At 63.6% G+C, this 14,175-nt stretch carries 17 protein-coding genes and 1 tRNA gene; 7 read left to right on the plus strand and 11 right to left on the minus strand.

The genetic code is table 11. The features are described from left to right. Positions 1–16 precede the first annotated feature (16 nt). From EC912_RS12400 to EC912_RS12410, 3 genes are all read left to right on the plus strand, one after another. Positions 17–1,831: a glycoside hydrolase family 15 protein gene (locus tag EC912_RS12400; protein ID WP_132144452.1), complete on the plus strand. Its 1,815-nt coding sequence runs from the start codon at positions 17–19 to the stop codon at positions 1,829–1,831. A 59-nt stretch (positions 1,832–1,890) separates the two neighbouring features. Beyond that, on the plus strand, positions 1,891–3,711 hold the full coding sequence (gene zwf, locus EC912_RS12405) for a glucose-6-phosphate dehydrogenase (protein WP_132144692.1): 1,821 nt from the start codon (positions 1,891–1,893) through the stop codon (positions 3,709–3,711). 118 nt (positions 3,712–3,829) lie between these two features. Beyond that, complete coding sequence (locus tag EC912_RS12410) at positions 3,830–4,279, plus strand: hypothetical protein (protein WP_132144454.1); 450 nt, start codon at positions 3,830–3,832, stop codon at positions 4,277–4,279. Here EC912_RS12410 and EC912_RS12415 read toward each other — a convergent pair. Beyond that, entirely contained in the window at positions 4,254–4,463 is a 210-nt protein-coding gene (locus EC912_RS12415) for a hypothetical protein (RefSeq protein WP_132144456.1), read from the minus strand. The genes EC912_RS12410 and EC912_RS12415 overlap by 26 nt on opposite strands. A 157-nt stretch (positions 4,464–4,620) precedes the next feature. Here EC912_RS12415 and EC912_RS12420 point away from each other — a divergent pair, with 157 nt between their 5' ends. After that, a complete protein-coding gene (locus EC912_RS12420) occupies positions 4,621–4,884 on the plus strand; it encodes a hypothetical protein (RefSeq protein WP_132144458.1) in 264 nt (87 codons plus the stop codon). A 43-nt stretch (positions 4,885–4,927) separates the two neighbouring features. Here the strand turns inward: EC912_RS12420 and EC912_RS12425 are convergent, their stop codons facing one another. The 10 genes from EC912_RS12425 to ftsY form a co-directional block, all read right to left on the minus strand. Beyond that, positions 4,928–5,443, minus strand: a complete 516-nt coding sequence (locus EC912_RS12425) for a molybdopterin-dependent oxidoreductase (protein WP_132144460.1) — start codon at positions 5,441–5,443, stop codon at positions 4,928–4,930. 126 nt (positions 5,444–5,569) lie between these two features. Then, complete coding sequence (locus tag EC912_RS12430) at positions 5,570–6,265, minus strand: tetratricopeptide repeat protein (protein ID WP_132144462.1); 696 nt, start codon at positions 6,263–6,265, stop codon at positions 5,570–5,572. A 111-nt stretch (positions 6,266–6,376) separates the two neighbouring features. Further along, the gene (locus tag EC912_RS12435) at positions 6,377–6,571 is read right to left on the minus strand and encodes a LytTR family DNA-binding domain-containing protein (protein WP_243649253.1); all 195 of its coding nucleotides are present in this window, start codon (positions 6,569–6,571) and stop codon (positions 6,377–6,379) included. A 228-nt stretch (positions 6,572–6,799) separates the two neighbouring features. Next, entirely contained in the window at positions 6,800–7,240 is a 441-nt protein-coding gene (locus tag EC912_RS12440; RefSeq protein ID WP_132144466.1) for a hypothetical protein, read from the minus strand. Between the two features lie 106 nt (positions 7,241–7,346). Continuing rightward, positions 7,347–8,153 carry a TolB family protein gene (locus EC912_RS12445; RefSeq protein WP_165973585.1) on the minus strand — a complete coding sequence of 269 codons (807 nt, stop codon included), beginning with the start codon at positions 8,151–8,153 and terminating at the stop codon, positions 7,347–7,349. Positions 8,154–8,641: 488 nt separating this feature from the next. Continuing rightward, a tRNA-Phe gene (locus EC912_RS12450) sits at positions 8,642–8,717 on the minus strand. Between the two features lie 68 nt (positions 8,718–8,785). Beyond that, positions 8,786–9,064: an oxidative damage protection protein gene (locus tag EC912_RS12455; RefSeq protein WP_132144471.1), complete on the minus strand. Its 279-nt coding sequence runs from the start codon at positions 9,062–9,064 to the stop codon at positions 8,786–8,788. Further along, positions 9,061–10,107: an A/G-specific adenine glycosylase gene (gene mutY / locus EC912_RS12460; protein ID WP_243649254.1), complete on the minus strand. Its 1,047-nt coding sequence runs from the start codon at positions 10,105–10,107 to the stop codon at positions 9,061–9,063. The genes EC912_RS12455 and mutY overlap by 4 nt, the downstream gene beginning before the upstream one ends. A gap of 1 nt (position 10,108) precedes the next feature. Continuing rightward, positions 10,109–11,158: a membrane assembly protein AsmA gene (locus tag EC912_RS12465; RefSeq protein ID WP_132144475.1), complete on the minus strand. Its 1,050-nt coding sequence runs from the start codon at positions 11,156–11,158 to the stop codon at positions 10,109–10,111. A gap of 111 nt (positions 11,159–11,269) precedes the next feature. Beyond that, entirely contained in the window at positions 11,270–12,418 is a 1,149-nt protein-coding gene (ftsY, locus tag EC912_RS12470) for a signal recognition particle-docking protein FtsY (protein ID WP_132144477.1), read from the minus strand. A gap of 76 nt (positions 12,419–12,494) precedes the next feature. Between ftsY and rsmD the strand changes: the two genes are divergently transcribed. From rsmD to EC912_RS12485, 3 genes are read left to right on the plus strand one after another with little or no spacing between them, the layout of a single operon-like run. Continuing rightward, the gene (gene rsmD / locus EC912_RS12475; RefSeq protein WP_132144479.1) at positions 12,495–13,079 is read left to right on the plus strand and encodes a 16S rRNA (guanine(966)-N(2))-methyltransferase RsmD; all 585 of its coding nucleotides are present in this window, start codon (positions 12,495–12,497) and stop codon (positions 13,077–13,079) included. A 26-nt stretch (positions 13,080–13,105) separates the two neighbouring features. Further along, complete coding sequence (gene coaD / locus EC912_RS12480; RefSeq protein ID WP_132144481.1) at positions 13,106–13,609, plus strand: pantetheine-phosphate adenylyltransferase; 504 nt, start codon at positions 13,106–13,108, stop codon at positions 13,607–13,609. Between the two features lie 22 nt (positions 13,610–13,631). Then, a complete protein-coding gene (locus EC912_RS12485; RefSeq protein WP_132144483.1) occupies positions 13,632–14,135 on the plus strand; it encodes a hypothetical protein in 504 nt (167 codons plus the stop codon). The last annotated feature ends 40 nt before the right edge of the window (positions 14,136–14,175 follow it).

A 14,175-nucleotide genomic window follows, 5' to 3' on the forward strand; every position in this document is an offset into this window, starting at 1 on the left:
CGATCGGGAGTGCGACATGGCGGGACGCATCGAAGACTACGCGATGATCGGCAACTGCCGAAGCGCCGCGCTGGTATGCCGGGATGGCTCGATCGACTGGATGTGCGTTCCGCGTTTCGATTCGGCGGCGTGTTTCGCGGCGCTGCTGGGCACCGAGGAGCACGGGCGCTGGCTGATCGCTCCCGCCGACGTACAGGCGAAATCGACGCGCCGCTATCGCGATGGCGGACTGGTGCTGGAAACCGAATGGGTCACGACGACGGGCAGGGCGCGCGTCGTCGATTTCATGCCGATCGATGGCGAAGCGGTCGGCATCGTACGTATCGTCGAGGGGCTGGAAGGCAGCGTGGATTTCGCTACCGATCTCGTCATTCGTTTCGACTACGGATGCAGCATTCCCTGGGTGGTGAAGCAGGATGACGGTTCCACGCGTGCCGTGGCCGGCCCCGACCTCCTCATCCTGCGCAGTCCCGTCGGACTCGAAGGAAAAGACTTTCACAGCGTCGCCGATTTCACCGTGGCTCACGGAGAATCGATTCCTTTCGTCCTCGGTTACGGCCAATCGCATCTGGAGGCGCCTCCCGCGCTGGACCCCTATGACGCACTCGAAAAAACGGAGTCGTTCTGGGAGGCCTGGTCGTCGCGCTGCAACGGTACCGGGGAATGGTCGGATATCGTGCGCCGTTCGCTGGTGACGCTCAAAGGCCTCAGCTATCTGCCCACGGGAGGCCTGGTCGCGGCGCCCACGACATCGTTGCCCGAGCATATCGGCGGGGCGCGCAACTGGGACTATCGATTCTGCTGGGCGCGGGATGCGACCTACATGCTGACCGCACTGGTCAATGCGGGTTATCACGACGAGGCCAGCGCCTGGCGCGACTGGGTACGCCGCGCGATCGCCGGTACGCCCGATCAGTTGCAGGTGCTGTACGGTCTGGCCGGCGAACGGCGTCTGCATGAACACGAGCTCGACTGGCTGCCGGGTTATGAAGGCTCCTTGCCAGTCCGCATCGGCAACGCGGCCGCCGAGCAGTTCCAGCTGGATATCTTCGGCGAACTGGTCGGCGCGTTCGACCACGCGCTGCGCAACGGCGTCGATATGAAACCGGAAGACGACAGCGTCCAGGCCCTGTTCCTCGATCATCTTGCCGGCATCTGGCGCAACCCCGACGAAGGCATCTGGGAAATACGGGGCGAGCCGCAGCATTTCGTCCATTCGAAGGTGATGGCATGGCTGGCCTTCCGTCGCGCGGCCGATCAGAAACGCGAAGGCCGGGACCCGGCGCTGATCCGGAAATGGACCGAAATCGCCAATGAGATTCACGCCGACATCTGCGCCAATGGCGTGCATCCGGAGCACGGCTATTTCGTACAGGCTTACGGATCGGAGCATCTGGACGCGAGCCTGTTGCTGGCGACGCTGACCGACTTTCTGCCCCCGGACGATCCGCGCATCCGGAAGACAGTAGAGGCGATCGAACAGCACCTGATGGTCGAAGGATTCGTACGCCGCTACGACACGCTTTCGGGTATCGACGGGCTCCCTCCGGGGGAGGGCGAGTTTCTTCCGTGCAGTTTCTGGCTGGTTGAAAACTACGTGGCCCTCGGTCGTTTCGACGACGCGCGGGAGCTTTTCAAACGCCTCGTGGCGCTGTGCAACGATGTCGGTTTGCTCTCCGAGGAGTACGATCCGCGCAGTGGCCGCTTGCTGGGGAATTTTCCACAAGCCTTCTCGCACGTGGCTCTGGTAAATGCCGCTTTCAGTATTGCGCATGCGAAAAGCGCGACCGCCGACGTTCAGAGCGGAACGCACGCCGCGCAAGGCGCGTAATCTTATCTCTCATCGTTTGAAGGAGTTCGTGCATGAGCAACGCCCAACCGAAGCGCGCGATGTCGCGTTCGCATCCGGCCGATCCCTGTACCGTGGTGATCTTCGGTGCCAGTGGCGATCTCACCAGCCGGCTCGTGGTACCCGCGTTGTACAACATGCGCCGCACCGGTCTGCTGTCGGACGACTTCGCTATCGTCGGCGTCAACCACGGCAAGCTCGCCGATGCGACGTGGAAGCGCAATTTGCGCGGTGCGCTCGAACGTTACGTCGGCAATGCCGGTGCAGGGACGGGCAAGCTCGATAACGATGCCTGGGACTGGCTGGCCGATCGCATGACCTACCATGCCGGCGACTTCGACGACTCGACCACGTTCTCCAGTCTGGCGGAGAAACTCAAGATCATCGAGCGTCGCCGGGGTACGGAAGGCAATGTTCTTTTCTATCTCGCCACCCCCGAGCGCTTTTTTGGCGACATCGTCGAAAAGTTGAAAGAAGCGGGACTCACCGGCGACAGCGAAGGCGGGTTCTGGCGCCGCGTCATCATCGAGAAACCGTTCGGTCACGATCTCGCTTCCGCCCAGGCGCTCAACGAGCGTATCGGCAAGGTGCTGCGCGAGGATCAGATCTATCGCATCGATCACTTCCTCGGCAAGGAAACGGTGCAGAACATTCTGTCGTTCCGTTTTGCCAACGGGTTGTTCGAGCCGATCTGGAATCGCGACCGCATCGATCACGTGCAGATTACCGTCGCCGAAACCGTCGGCGTCGAACGCCGCGGTTCGTTCTACGAACAGACCGGTGCGTTGCGCGACATGGTGCCCAATCATCTGTTTCAGCTTCTCGCCATGGTGGCGATGGAGCCGCCCACGTCGTTCGGTGCCGAAGCCGTGCGTACCCGCAAGGCGGAAGCCATCGAGGCGATCCGGCCGATTGGCCCCGAGGATGCCGTGCGCGGTCAGTACGGCCCCGGTGCCGTGGCTGGCGTGCTCGCACGCGCCTATCGCGAAGAGCCGGACGTCGCGGCCGACTCCGTGACGGAAACCTTCGTGGCGATGAAGCTCGCCATCGACACCTGGCGCTGGTCGGGCGTTCCGTTTTACCTGCGCACCGGCAAGCACATGACGAGGCGCACCACCGAAATCGCCATCCGTTTCAAGTCCGCGCCGTTCGCGCCGTTCCGCGGTACGGGCATGGATGCGTTCGGGCCGGATTGGCTCGTACTGCAGATCCAGCCCGATGAAGGCATCTCGCTGCAGTTCGATGTAAAGCGTCCCGGTCCGCGCGTGGAACTCGCCCCCGTGCGCATGGATTTCAAATACGCCGACTGGTTCCGCGCCGAACCGAACGTCGGCTACGAAACGCTGCTGTACGACTGCATGACCGGCGATGCCACGCTGTTCCAGCGCGCCGATATGGTCGAGGCCTGCTGGCGCGCGGTGCAGCCCGTGCTGGACGACTGGGCGCAGCATAGTCCGGCGGATTTCCCGAATTACTCCTCGGGCAGCGCGGGTCCCGCATCGGCCGATACACTGCTGGCCATGGGGGGACGTTCGTGGCGTCCGTTGAATGCCAACGTCGAACCGGTCGGCCGTCGCACGGGGGCGCGCAAGGCCGCGGAGCCGGAAGCTACGGCGCCGGTAAAGCGTGCCCCGGCGAAGCGGGTTGCGAAAGCGACCGTCAAGAAGACGGCTGTGAAGAAAGTCGCGGCAGGAAAATCGCCAGCGAAAAAACCGGCTGCAAAAAAGGCTCCGGTAAAACCGGTTTCCTCTCCGCGTAAGGCGGCGACGAAGAAAGCCGCGGCTGCGAGAACGGCTACGGCGGCGAAGCGGGCGCCTGCCCGAAAGACGGGTGCTTCTGCCCGCGCGCCTAAAAAACGCTGATGTCTCAGACCCGGATCGCCCGATGGGCGATCCGGGCTTTCACGATAGCTAGACCCCGTTGCAGTAACTCTGCATCCTGACGGCGGGTGGTTCCGGCCGATCTAGGGAGGGGGAAACCATGTCGTACGCTGGCCGTATGTACTTCAGGCTCTATCTGCCCAGTCTTCTGGTGCTTGGCTGCGGGCTCGGAGCAGCCGCGTCCGCCAAGGCTGCGCAGGAACTTCCCGGCGACTTCGGCGGCCTTGCCACGTATTCGAACCTGCCCGCATACCTTTTCTTCGTGGGCCTGGTCCTGGCGGTCACGATCGGCGTTGCCCAGACTTTCCGCGTGAAGCTATGGGAGCGAGGCCGGATACCGGGTTGCTATGTATGCGGATGCCTGCTGGGCGCCGCGCAGGTCGGACGACGCGGCCTTGGCCTGTATCGCAAATGCCTGGGTTGCGGAAAGGCGCACGGCGTGAATCATCGCCTGAGTCCGGCTGCGGTGGCGCCCGTGCCCGTGCGGGTCGCGGCTACCGACCCGGCACAGACGGTAGCGCCGATCAGGAGCGCACGTTGGTCACGGTAATGCGATGACCGATCTTTTCGAGCAGCTCGCGGAGCTGTTCGGCTTCCCCCGGGGTGGTGTCGTCGTTAAGCGACAGCCAGAGCGTGTCGCCGCCCAACCCGTGTATTTTCTCGTTGAACTCGATCTCGACGGCGACCTTGCCGCCGGGCTGGACTACCGATACCGCGAAGTTCCTTGCTTGCACGCCTGCGTTTCCCCTGAATTGCGTCGATGTATATGTAGCGCATTTTAACGGGAAGACCTACGAATAACCGCCCCCGCCGTGAGTGATTCGCATCGCCACGGTGCATTCACCCGGGTACGACGTCGCATGTCCATAAATCCGCTCAAGGAGGAACGCCATGCTTCAGCTCAATCCGCCATTACCAATGAATACGCCCAAGGGCGAAGGTTTCGCCCATTTTCTGCTGGACTACGGCCCTGAGTCGGACCTTTACTGGACGGTATTCATTACCGAGACGGGCGAAATATGGACGTTCTCGAATCGCGAGGTCCGCGCCTCGAAGAACATCACGCTGGGCCGGGTATCCCCATCGGAACCCAGGGCGGCCGGCAGTCGGAAGGGGCCGGGCGATGCAGGCATCGTTTCGCTGACCAAGGTGTAGTTTCGCTGGCTTGCCCGTCCGGCAAGTCGCGACCACTGGCAGGTCAGTGCTTCGGCTCGTCGCCATCGACGTTCAGCACTTCGATGCGCGTGACGTTGCGCACCCAGCGTGCCGCGCGTTTGTCGGTGGGGACGACCAGCCGGAGCGGACCGTCCTTCGCATCGATCGGTTTGCCGTTCTGTCGATCGGCGATCAGGACGGTCGTAGCGCCAAAATCCGGTGCCAGTTCGCCGAGCGAAAAAACCACGACATAGCCATCGCTGGCGGTTACACGAACGGCGGTCGCCATCGCGCGGCCGCGTAGTTTTTCATCGAGGGGCAGACCATTCCTGTGCAGCACCTCGATCAGCACGACGCCTTCGAATTCGCTGGGGGCGTCGCCATGCGTCGAACCCGAGACCTTGGTGCGAGGCAGGCCGGCCAGTGCGGCAGCGTCGAGCGCGATGGTGCGATTCGCCGCGGGCGCGGCGACTTTCGCGGTGACGCCATCGGCGGCTATGACGGGTGCCGCGCACATCAGCGCACAGATAACGAGGCAACGTGACAGTGTCGAGCGCATGCGAATCTCCGGGCCGGAAAACCCGGACTCTATCGATTATCGAGGCGGTGTGCGCATTTCCGGTACTTGTGCCGTTCGTCGGGCGAATTCCACTCAGCTGTTACGAACGATGCCGGCACGTGCGCGCTACTTGAAGTTCCACCATTTCTTCGACTCGAGGCTGCGTTTGGCCGGGATGTATCCCTGCGCGGCTGCCTTGCGGTACCAGGCTTTGGCTACGGACGGATTGCGCGGCGTGCCTTTACCGATCGAATAAAGCCTGCCGAGTTCGAACTGCGCTTCCGGGACATTCTGATTCGCGGCCGCACGAAGCAGCCGAAACGCGTCGGCGACACCCCGGGGATCGGTGCGCGAACCCAGCGTCAGCATGCCCAGCGCGTACTGCGCCTGTCCGTGACCTTGCTCGGCCGCTTGCGCATACAGCGCCAGCGCTTGGCCGATATCCTGCTCACCCTGGTAACCCACTTCGAGTTGCTGTGCGTTACGGAACAGCGCGTCGGCATCGGGGGGTGAGGGCACGTCGACAACGGCTGCGGGTGCCGGAGGTTCGCCTTTGAGCGCAGCGATGCGCGCCTCGGCGGACGTATGGCCATATATCCTGGCGACCTCATACCAGTGAAGGGCGAGCTCGCGGTCCGGGCGCACGCCCCGGCCCAGCATATAGGCGGTGCCAAGCGCATAGGCCGCGGCGATGTTGCCGACGCTGGCTTTTGCCTCGAGCGCGGCAAGGCGTGCCCGCTCATTGCCGGCGATATCCGTGGAAAACCTATCCCTGGACACACTTTCCGTATGCGATATGACTTCGTCATGCTGCTCTGACATGTCCGCTCCTCCCCTGGAGTCGAGTCGACACAAGGCGACCGGCTGGCCGATATTGTGACGCGGTCGACATTCTCACGGAGAACGAGGCCATCTGTCACGATGAAATGCCGGTCAAACCCCCAGCGCTGCCGAAAGTGCATCCATATAAGTCCGGCTGGCCCGCAACGGGATGCCGTTGCGTAGCCGAATCAGTGCATCGCGGTTTGCCAGCGCTTTCAGTTCGACGACGCGATCGAGGCGGACGATCGCCGAACGATGGACCCGGACGAAGTGTTTTGGATCCGGAATGCGTGCCAGCGCATGCAAGGGAGGGAATCGGAAGCGCGACTGGATTGAACGTTGGCTTCCACACGCGCCACCTTGTCGACCGGGCGTTTAGCCATCGGCATGAACGAGTGCATGGCGGACTTCCGTCGCTGGCGGCATTCCAGGTCCGAAGCATTCAATCGCGTGGACGACCGGGACGCTACGCCGCAACGCCTCCGTTGCGGCGAGCCGTTGGATAGGTGCGCCAGGTCGGTGGGTCCGGCGGATCTAGCCGTCGTGTCCGCCGCGGCAGACATGGCTTTGATCCGGATACTTCTCTACGCACCAGTTCTCCCACTTGCGCTTGATCGCCGCGCGCTGGCTGGCGCTGGCGTGCCCGTCCGTCGCCCCCATGCCGTGACCCACCGTCTGGCGCAACACGGCCAGCAGGCCGTCGTGCACATACCAGACATGTTCCTGATGCCACTGATCGCGCTGGATGATTTGCTCGGCCAACGGACGGCCATCGCCCAGGTGGCCGATGATGTAGGGAACAGCCGGGCTACCAAGATCGATCAGCTGTGCGAAGGCGTGCCGCTCCGCTTCCGAAGACTTCGTGGTGTCTTCCACGAGACGGTCGACCGTGCTTCCGATATCGGGAGGAGTCGCGAATCCACTTGCGTCGATCGACAAGAACATCAAGCCGGTTAAGGCGACGGTGTACCGCATGGGCTATTCCCTTGATGATCCATGGCTCGCCCCCGAGAGTCCGATCGTAGATCTTTGCGGAGTCGGAGTGCCAGTGAAGATGTTTTTATGCGCTTCCACGTCGCGTTTACGGTTGTCGTTGTGCCTGCACGTTAAGGCGAATCGCGTAGATATCCGACTTTCCTCGCTGGGCTTCGGGGCGACGTGCGGAGAACAGTAGCGTGCCTGGGCGGGATAAGTCTTCCGCCGGCCCCAGTGTCCAGCTCCCGGCTACGTTGACGCGCCGATCCAGCGGCTTGGCATGACGGTACGTGCCATCGCTGTCTCGTGTAGCCATCCATAGTTCGATCGGCTGATTGTCGACATCGGCTGAGCGCGCGAATACCAACGCGCGGCCACTATCGATATAAGTTGCATCGAAATCGTCGTCCGCGCTATTCACCTCGCCGGGCAATGCGGCAGCAGATTGCCAGGCACCGTCCCGCCATTCGCTGACGAACAAGTCGTGGCGGCCGGAGCCACCCCGGCCATTCGTGGCGAATAACAGGTGGCGGCCGTCCGGCGAAGGCGAAGGTGCCCATTCGTCGCCCGCGGAATTGATGGCGTCGTCTGGATGTTCGATTTTGCCAAAACGTCCGCTATGTGGATCGAAATCCACGCGATAGATATCGTCGCCGCCGAAACCGCCAGGCCTGTTCGAGAAGAACCACACCGATCGGCCGTCTGCACTGAATGCAGGATCGAACTCCTTGTACGTGGTATCGAACGGAACCGGTGCGGGCGAACTCCATACGCCATGCGCACGACGAACCATCCAGATATCCCATCCACCGGGGCCGCCGGGCCGGTCCGTGCTGCCCCATAACACCGTATTGCCATCCGGACTTACCGCGGCGCGAACTTCGGAATAGGCCGTCGACACGATGTCGGGCATGAATAGTCGAGCCGGTTCGCCCGATATAGGCCGTATATCTTCAGCCGCCAATGCAGCGGTAACTAGTGCGACGGACAAACCCCATGCGACTTTTACGCGCAATGACATCACGTCCACGCCCCTGCAATCGACAGGCAGTCATCATAGCCACACTCGTGGTCGAGGGTGCCTGCAACCACAGCGCCGGAATCGGGCGCCCGGCGGATGGCGCAGGCTTAATGTTGCGGATTGCACTGGAACGTCGAGCGCGTTTCGACGCTGGGCATGAACGCTGTAGAAAGCGGCAGCACGTCGAAGCCGTGATAACGAAATAGGTTGTTGTGGATCGGCCCAGCCCTTGAGAATCGCAGGCATGCCGAACCACCACGAGGATTACCACTACCGAATCACTTATAGAGGGCGTGAGGGCGGGTCTTTATAGGGCGGCCAATGAGGGGCGGCGCAAGATACAAAAGAAAAAGGCCTGCATCGCTGCAAGCCTCATCAAATGGTGGCTGAGGACGGAATCGAACCGCCGACACGGGGATTTTCAATCCCCTGCTCTACCAACTGAGCTACTCAGCCACGGGTGCCCGCAACAGGCGTTGCGTGCTGGGTGGAGCCGCGTATTAAAGCGGCTGACGGGCGGATCGTCAAGTCTGATCTTCGGGCGGGACGTAGCCGGTGGGCTGGGCTACGTCGCCGCCGAAGAAGAATTTTTCCATTTCGCCGCTCAGGAACGCGCGGGTCTTCGGGTCTAGCGGACTCAGGCGCATTTCGTTGATAAGCATGGTCTGGTGGGCGAGCCACTGGGTCCATGCTTCCTTCGATACGCCTTCGTAGATGCGCCGGCCGAGATCGCCCGGCCACGGTGCGAAATCGAGGCCTTCGGCGTCGCGGCCGAGTTTTGCGCAGGTAACGATGCGCGTCATGCGGGTATCTCCAGAAGTTGGGCTAACAGGGTGCGTACGGGAGCGGGCAGGCCCATGCCGGCGATCGCGGTGGCGTCGCACCAGCGCAGATCGGGTTTGTCGCCCAGCGCGCGCAGCGGGCTCGCATGGTCGAACAGGATGGGCGAAACGTCCAGCCGGTAATGGCTGAAAACGTGGGTGAACGCGGGCAGGGCGATGGTCTCGTTCACGTTCGCCAGTTGCCGCGCGCGTTCGGCGGCGGTCCCGGCGTCTTCCGCTTCCGGGAGACTCCACAGGCCCGACCACACGCCCTGAGGGCCCCGCCGCTCCAGCAGGACGCGGCCTTTGCCGTCTCGCATAACGAGCATGGCGGTCGTGCGTGTCGGGATTTTCTTGCCCGGTTTCGCGGTGGGCAGGACAGCCGTGAGCCCGTCACGGTGGGCGACGCAGCGCGTGGCCTGGGGGCAAAGCGGGCACAGGGGTCTCGAGCGCACGCAGACGGTGGCACCGAGATCCATGATGGCCTGCGTGTAGTCGGCGGTGCGTTCGGCTGGTGTGTGTTCGTCCGCGCGCAGCCATAGCTGTTTTTCGATCGCGCTTGTTCCCGGGTCGCCGGCGATACCGTGGTATCGCGTCAACACGCGTTTGACGTTGCCGTCCAGAATGGGAAAGCGCATTCCGTACGCCTGCGCAAGAATCGCCCCGGCGGTGGAACGGCCGATGCCGGGCAGTGCTACCAGTGCGTCGAGGTCGCGTGGCAATTCGCCATGATGCTGTTCGACGCAAAGTTGCGCGGCGCGATGCAGGAAGCGCGCGCGACGGTAATAACCCAGGCCGGACCACAGGGCGAGAACGTCATCCTCATGGGCCTCGGCAAGCGAGCGCAGCGTGGGCAGGCGTTCGACGAAGCGCTGGAAATAACCGGCGACCGTCACGACCTGTGTCTGCTGCAGCATGATCTCCGACAGCCAGACGCGATAAGCGTCGCGCGGATGCTGCCAGGGGAGGTCTTTGCGGCCGTGGTGATCGAACCAGCGCAGGAGTTCGGTGGCGAAGGGATTCACGTTACGGGGTCTTTGCTTTCGGAGTGTCCGCGGTGGAACTCGTGCTTGCGGGAGCGTCGCCGGCCTGGATGCGCAGGCCTTCGATGTGGATGCCGCCGGCGTCGATGACATCCGCTGCGATGCTGCCGCGTACCGGTGGCAGCGTCAGCGAGCCGCCTGTTCCGAACGTCGACCACCATTGCGCGAGTTCCAGCGGCGGCAGGCGCACGTCAGCGTGATCGTTCTTGCCGTCGAGACGCAGGGCGATGGACAGCGGGTCGCTCTGATTGGCGGGCGTCACGTTCGCGACGACGTCGTAGGTTTCAGCATCGGCCCGGGTAATCTTGCCAGCCAGTTGCGCGCCGATGTCCGCCCCGCCGCGCCATAGTGCTTCGCCGGCAAGCGCCGCTTTGAATCGGGGTTCGCTGGCGATTGCGAGGGCAACGTCGCCCAACGTCAGGACGCCCTCCGTCAGCTGCGGTGTCGTTTTCAGATCGACGGAGTAGGGTGTGCCGTCACCGGTACGCGCGGCCAGCGTCAGGGGGAAACGCTGACCGTTGGCGAGTCGCCCCGCGTCGACCTGGACATTGCTCAGCAGGAGACGATTGCCGCGCAGAAGCGTGCCGCGGGTAATCGAAAAGCCCGCGTCGATGGTGGGAAGAAAAGCGCTGGCCATGGACGAACGCGACGGCAGCGTATCGATGTACGCATTGATCGCGTCGAGGTCGATGCGCGCGCCTTCAAGCTCGAGGCGCGAGACGACGGTGTCGCCGCCCAGAAGCGTATGCCATGGCAGAACGAGTCGCCCGTGCGACGCGGCGATCATCGGCGTGCTGTTGCCGCGCGCGCTGAGGGATAAGCCGTTCAGTTCAAGTGCCGGCGTGGGCCAGAGGGTCGGGCTGGCGGGGTTGGCGAGTGTCAGTTCCAGACCTGCCTGGCGCGCCTGCGACTGGAGCAGGGCGGTGAAACGTTCCGGTTGCAGCACGACGTACATGGCGATGAACGCGGCGAGCAGCGTAGCGGCCGCGAGGCCGGCGATGGTGAGCAGAACGAATCGGAGACGGCGGTTCATTCAGGCGTTCCGCTTCTTCGTTTCGTTGGCTATCGCACCGCAACTGATCTTTTGCTTGGCACAAGTGCGCAGGCGCGCCCCCACGGAATGCAAAGGAGCGCCATACATCTCTTAACTTCCCAGCGCGGGCGGGAGCAGCCCATCGACGAATGCTTCGGCGTCGAACGTGCGCAGGTCGGTGGCGGTTTCGCCCAGTCCCACGTACCGGATGGGCAGCCCGAATTCGCGTGCCAGGGCGAATACGACGCCGCCCTTGGCCGTGCCGTCGAGCTTGGTGACCACGAGTCCCGTAACGCCGACGATCTGGAGGAACTGCCGCACCTGATTGATGGCGTTCTGCCCGGTGGTGCCGTCGATCACCATCAGCACTTCATGAGGCGCGGCGGGGTCGAGCTTCTTCATGACGCGGGCGATTTTGCCCAGTTCGTCCATGAGTCCACCCTGCGTATGCAAGCGGCCGGCGGTGTCGGCGATCATCACCTGGACTCCGCGGGCGCGTGCGGTCTGAAGCGCGTCGAAGATGACGCTGGCCGAGTCGGCGTCCTGGCCCTGCGATATGACGGCGACCTTGTTGCGATCGCCCCACGTTTTCAGCTGTTCGACGGCGGCGGCGCGGAAGGTGTCGCCGGCGGCAAGGACGACCGAGCGGCCTTCATCGGTGTAACGGCGTGCCAGCTTGCCGATGGTCGTGGTCTTGCCCACGCCGTTGATGCCTACCGTCAGGACGACGAACGGCGCATGCGTGCCGACGTCGAGCGGACGCTCGACGGGTTTCAGCAAGGCGATCAGTTCCGCGCGAAGGGAGGCGAGTAATGCCGCCGAGTCGGCGAACTCGCGTTTGTGCATGCGCTGGCGCAGACCTTCAACCAAGCTGGTACTCGCTTCGACGCCGACATCGGCGGTAATCAGCGCGGTCTCCAGCTCGTCGAGCAGGTCGTCGTCCAGTTTGGGATGGCGTACGAACAGGGACGAGAGGCTTTTGGCGAAGCCGCTGCCGGAGAGGCGTTCGCGCCAGCTGCGCCGGGCGGGCTGCGCGGCTTCGACGATTTCGGTTACCTCGAATTCGGCTTCCACAGCCGGTGCCTCCGGCTCGGCGCTGGGCGTTTCGGCCAGCACTTCTGCCAGCGGAAGAGCGCTGTCCAGCGAACCGGAATCGGCGGCTGGCGGCGCGGCCGGAGCGGCGTGCTCATCCGTCGCGGCGGCGTCCGGCGACGGCGTCGCGGAGGGTTCGGCGGGCTTCTTTTTCCAGAACTTGAGCATTGCGCGAAGGATTCAAAGACAATGCGCGCATGCTATCACTCCCGTTCCAACTAGCCGCTGAGCGGCGAGGCCGCGCATGACCGGCCGGGCCGCCCTCGGGCGCATTCGCATCATCGGCGGCAATCTGCGCAATTCGCGGTTGGAGGTACCCGACGTTCCGGGCCTGCGGCCTACGCCAGAGCGCGTCCGCGAGACGCTGTTCAACTGGTTGCATCCCATTATCGACGGCGCGCATTGTCTCGACTTGTACGCGGGCACCGGTGCCCTGGGTATCGAAGCCCTGTCGCGTGGCGCCTCGGCCGTCCGCTTCGTCGAGAGGGACCCGCGTCTGGCTGCCTCGCTCAAGGCCAACCTCGCCCGGCTGAAGGTCGTAAATCCCGACGTCGCGGTCGACGATGCCTCCCGGCTGGTTTCGGGCGCGCCCGCGCAGCCCTTCGATGTGGTCTTTCTCGATCCCCCGTTCGCGCTCGAGGCATGGGCTCCGATTGCCGGACAGCTGGAGCGGGGCGGCTGGCTGACGGCGCACGCCTGGATCTATGTGGAGAAGCCCCGGCATGCCTCCATCGAAGTCCCCGCGAACTGGTTGCCGCACAGGGAAGGAGCCGCCGGGGAAGTCGCCTACACGCTCTATCGCCGCCATCCGGTCGATCCGCTAAGCTAAGTCAGTTTCTTCAACCGCCCTACTCAATGACCTCTCCGGCCAATCCGCGTCTTGCCGTTTATCCCGGCACGTTCGACCCGATCACCAACGGGCACACCGACCTTGTGTCGCGTGCCGCTCCGCTGTTCGATCGCATCGTGGTCGCCGTGGCCGAGAGCCCGAACAAGGGGCCGGGATTCAGTCTGGGCGAGCGCATTGCGCTGGCCCGGCTGGCTCTTGCCGATCTGCCGAACGTCGAGGTACGGGGCTTCGACAGCCTGCTTGCCCACTTCGTGATGGATATCGGCGCGGGCGTCATCCTGCGCGGCCTGCGGGCCGTGTCGGACTTCGAGTACGAATTCCAGCTGGCCAGCATGAACCGTCACCTGATTCCCCAGGCCGAGACGCTGTTCCTGACGCCGGCCGAGCAATACAGCTTTATCTCTTCTTCGCTTGTGCGTGAAATCGGTCGCCTCGGTGGCGATATCTCCGGCTTCGTGCATCCGGCGGTGCAGCAGGCCATGCGCCAGCGCTGGCGTAGTCCCTCATAAAATCCATCGAAAGGTGAAAATCATGCGTAAGTTTGTCCTTGCCGCATCCGTGGCCCTGACCGCCGCCCTGGCGCTGACCGCCTGCAATAAGTCCGAAGACGCCGACAAGGCCGCTCCGGTGCAGGAGGTTGCAATCGCCAAGCCGACCAACGCGACCGATACCAAGGCGTGGAGCCAGTATTTCGGCCAGATCGTGCGTAAGAACATGCAGGGCATGACGGCCGATCGTCCGTTCCCGTACTTCGTGCCGGCAGGCGACGACGATGCGGGCAAGGACGGTCGCGCGCGTCAGCTCGACAACGTGAAGGGCACCGTTGCCCGCGGCGTCACGCCGGGCAATATGCTCGTCTTCGGCGGTCCCGAGTCGTCCAAGACGGCCGAGCTGATGGTCGATGCCTTCAAGGACGCCCAGCCGGGCTCGTTCAAGAACGTCATCGTGCTGTTCATCGGTGAGCAGGCCGACCAGCAGCGCGTGTCGGACGCCGTCGCTCCCAGCGGTGCGATTTTCCGTTTCGTTGCGATGTAATCGGCGCCTCCAGGGGCGCAAAGCGAAAGGGCGCCGCGGT

Source organism: Luteibacter rhizovicinus (genome assembly GCF_004342265.1).
Taxonomy (GTDB): Bacteria; Pseudomonadota; Gammaproteobacteria; order Xanthomonadales; family Rhodanobacteraceae; genus Luteibacter; species Luteibacter rhizovicinus_B.

What these genes read in the sequence shown, in the direction of transcription:
- EC912_RS12440 (WP_132144466.1), bottom strand. Translation starts at nt 7,240, where the DNA reads ATGCGGTACACCGTCGCCTTAACCGGCTTGATGTTCTTGTCGATCGAC.
- zwf (WP_132144692.1), top strand. Translation starts at nt 1,891, where the DNA reads ATGTCGCGTTCGCATCCGGCCGATCCCTGTACCGTGGTGATCTTCGGT.
- EC912_RS12445 (WP_165973585.1), bottom strand. Translation starts at nt 8,153, where the DNA reads ATGCCCGACATCGTGTCGACGGCCTATTCCGAAGTTCGCGCCGCGGTA.
- EC912_RS12465 (WP_132144475.1), bottom strand. Translation starts at nt 11,158, where the DNA reads ATGAACCGCCGTCTCCGATTCGTTCTGCTCACCATCGCCGGCCTCGCG.
- EC912_RS12455 (WP_132144471.1), bottom strand. Translation starts at nt 9,064, where the DNA reads ATGACGCGCATCGTTACCTGCGCAAAACTCGGCCGCGACGCCGAAGGC.
- rsmD (WP_132144479.1), top strand. Translation starts at nt 12,495, where the DNA reads ATGACCGGCCGGGCCGCCCTCGGGCGCATTCGCATCATCGGCGGCAAT.
- EC912_RS12420 (WP_132144458.1), top strand. Translation starts at nt 4,621, where the DNA reads ATGCTTCAGCTCAATCCGCCATTACCAATGAATACGCCCAAGGGCGAA.
- coaD (WP_132144481.1), top strand. Translation starts at nt 13,106, where the DNA reads ATGACCTCTCCGGCCAATCCGCGTCTTGCCGTTTATCCCGGCACGTTC.
- EC912_RS12400 (WP_132144452.1), top strand. Translation starts at nt 17, where the DNA reads ATGGCGGGACGCATCGAAGACTACGCGATGATCGGCAACTGCCGAAGC.
- EC912_RS12425 (WP_132144460.1), bottom strand. Translation starts at nt 5,443, where the DNA reads ATGCGCTCGACACTGTCACGTTGCCTCGTTATCTGTGCGCTGATGTGC.
- EC912_RS12410 (WP_132144454.1), top strand. Translation starts at nt 3,830, where the DNA reads ATGTCGTACGCTGGCCGTATGTACTTCAGGCTCTATCTGCCCAGTCTT.
- EC912_RS12485 (WP_132144483.1), top strand. Translation starts at nt 13,632, where the DNA reads ATGCGTAAGTTTGTCCTTGCCGCATCCGTGGCCCTGACCGCCGCCCTG.
- EC912_RS12430 (WP_132144462.1), bottom strand. Translation starts at nt 6,265, where the DNA reads ATGTCAGAGCAGCATGACGAAGTCATATCGCATACGGAAAGTGTGTCC.
- ftsY (WP_132144477.1), bottom strand. Translation starts at nt 12,418, where the DNA reads ATGCTCAAGTTCTGGAAAAAGAAGCCCGCCGAACCCTCCGCGACGCCG.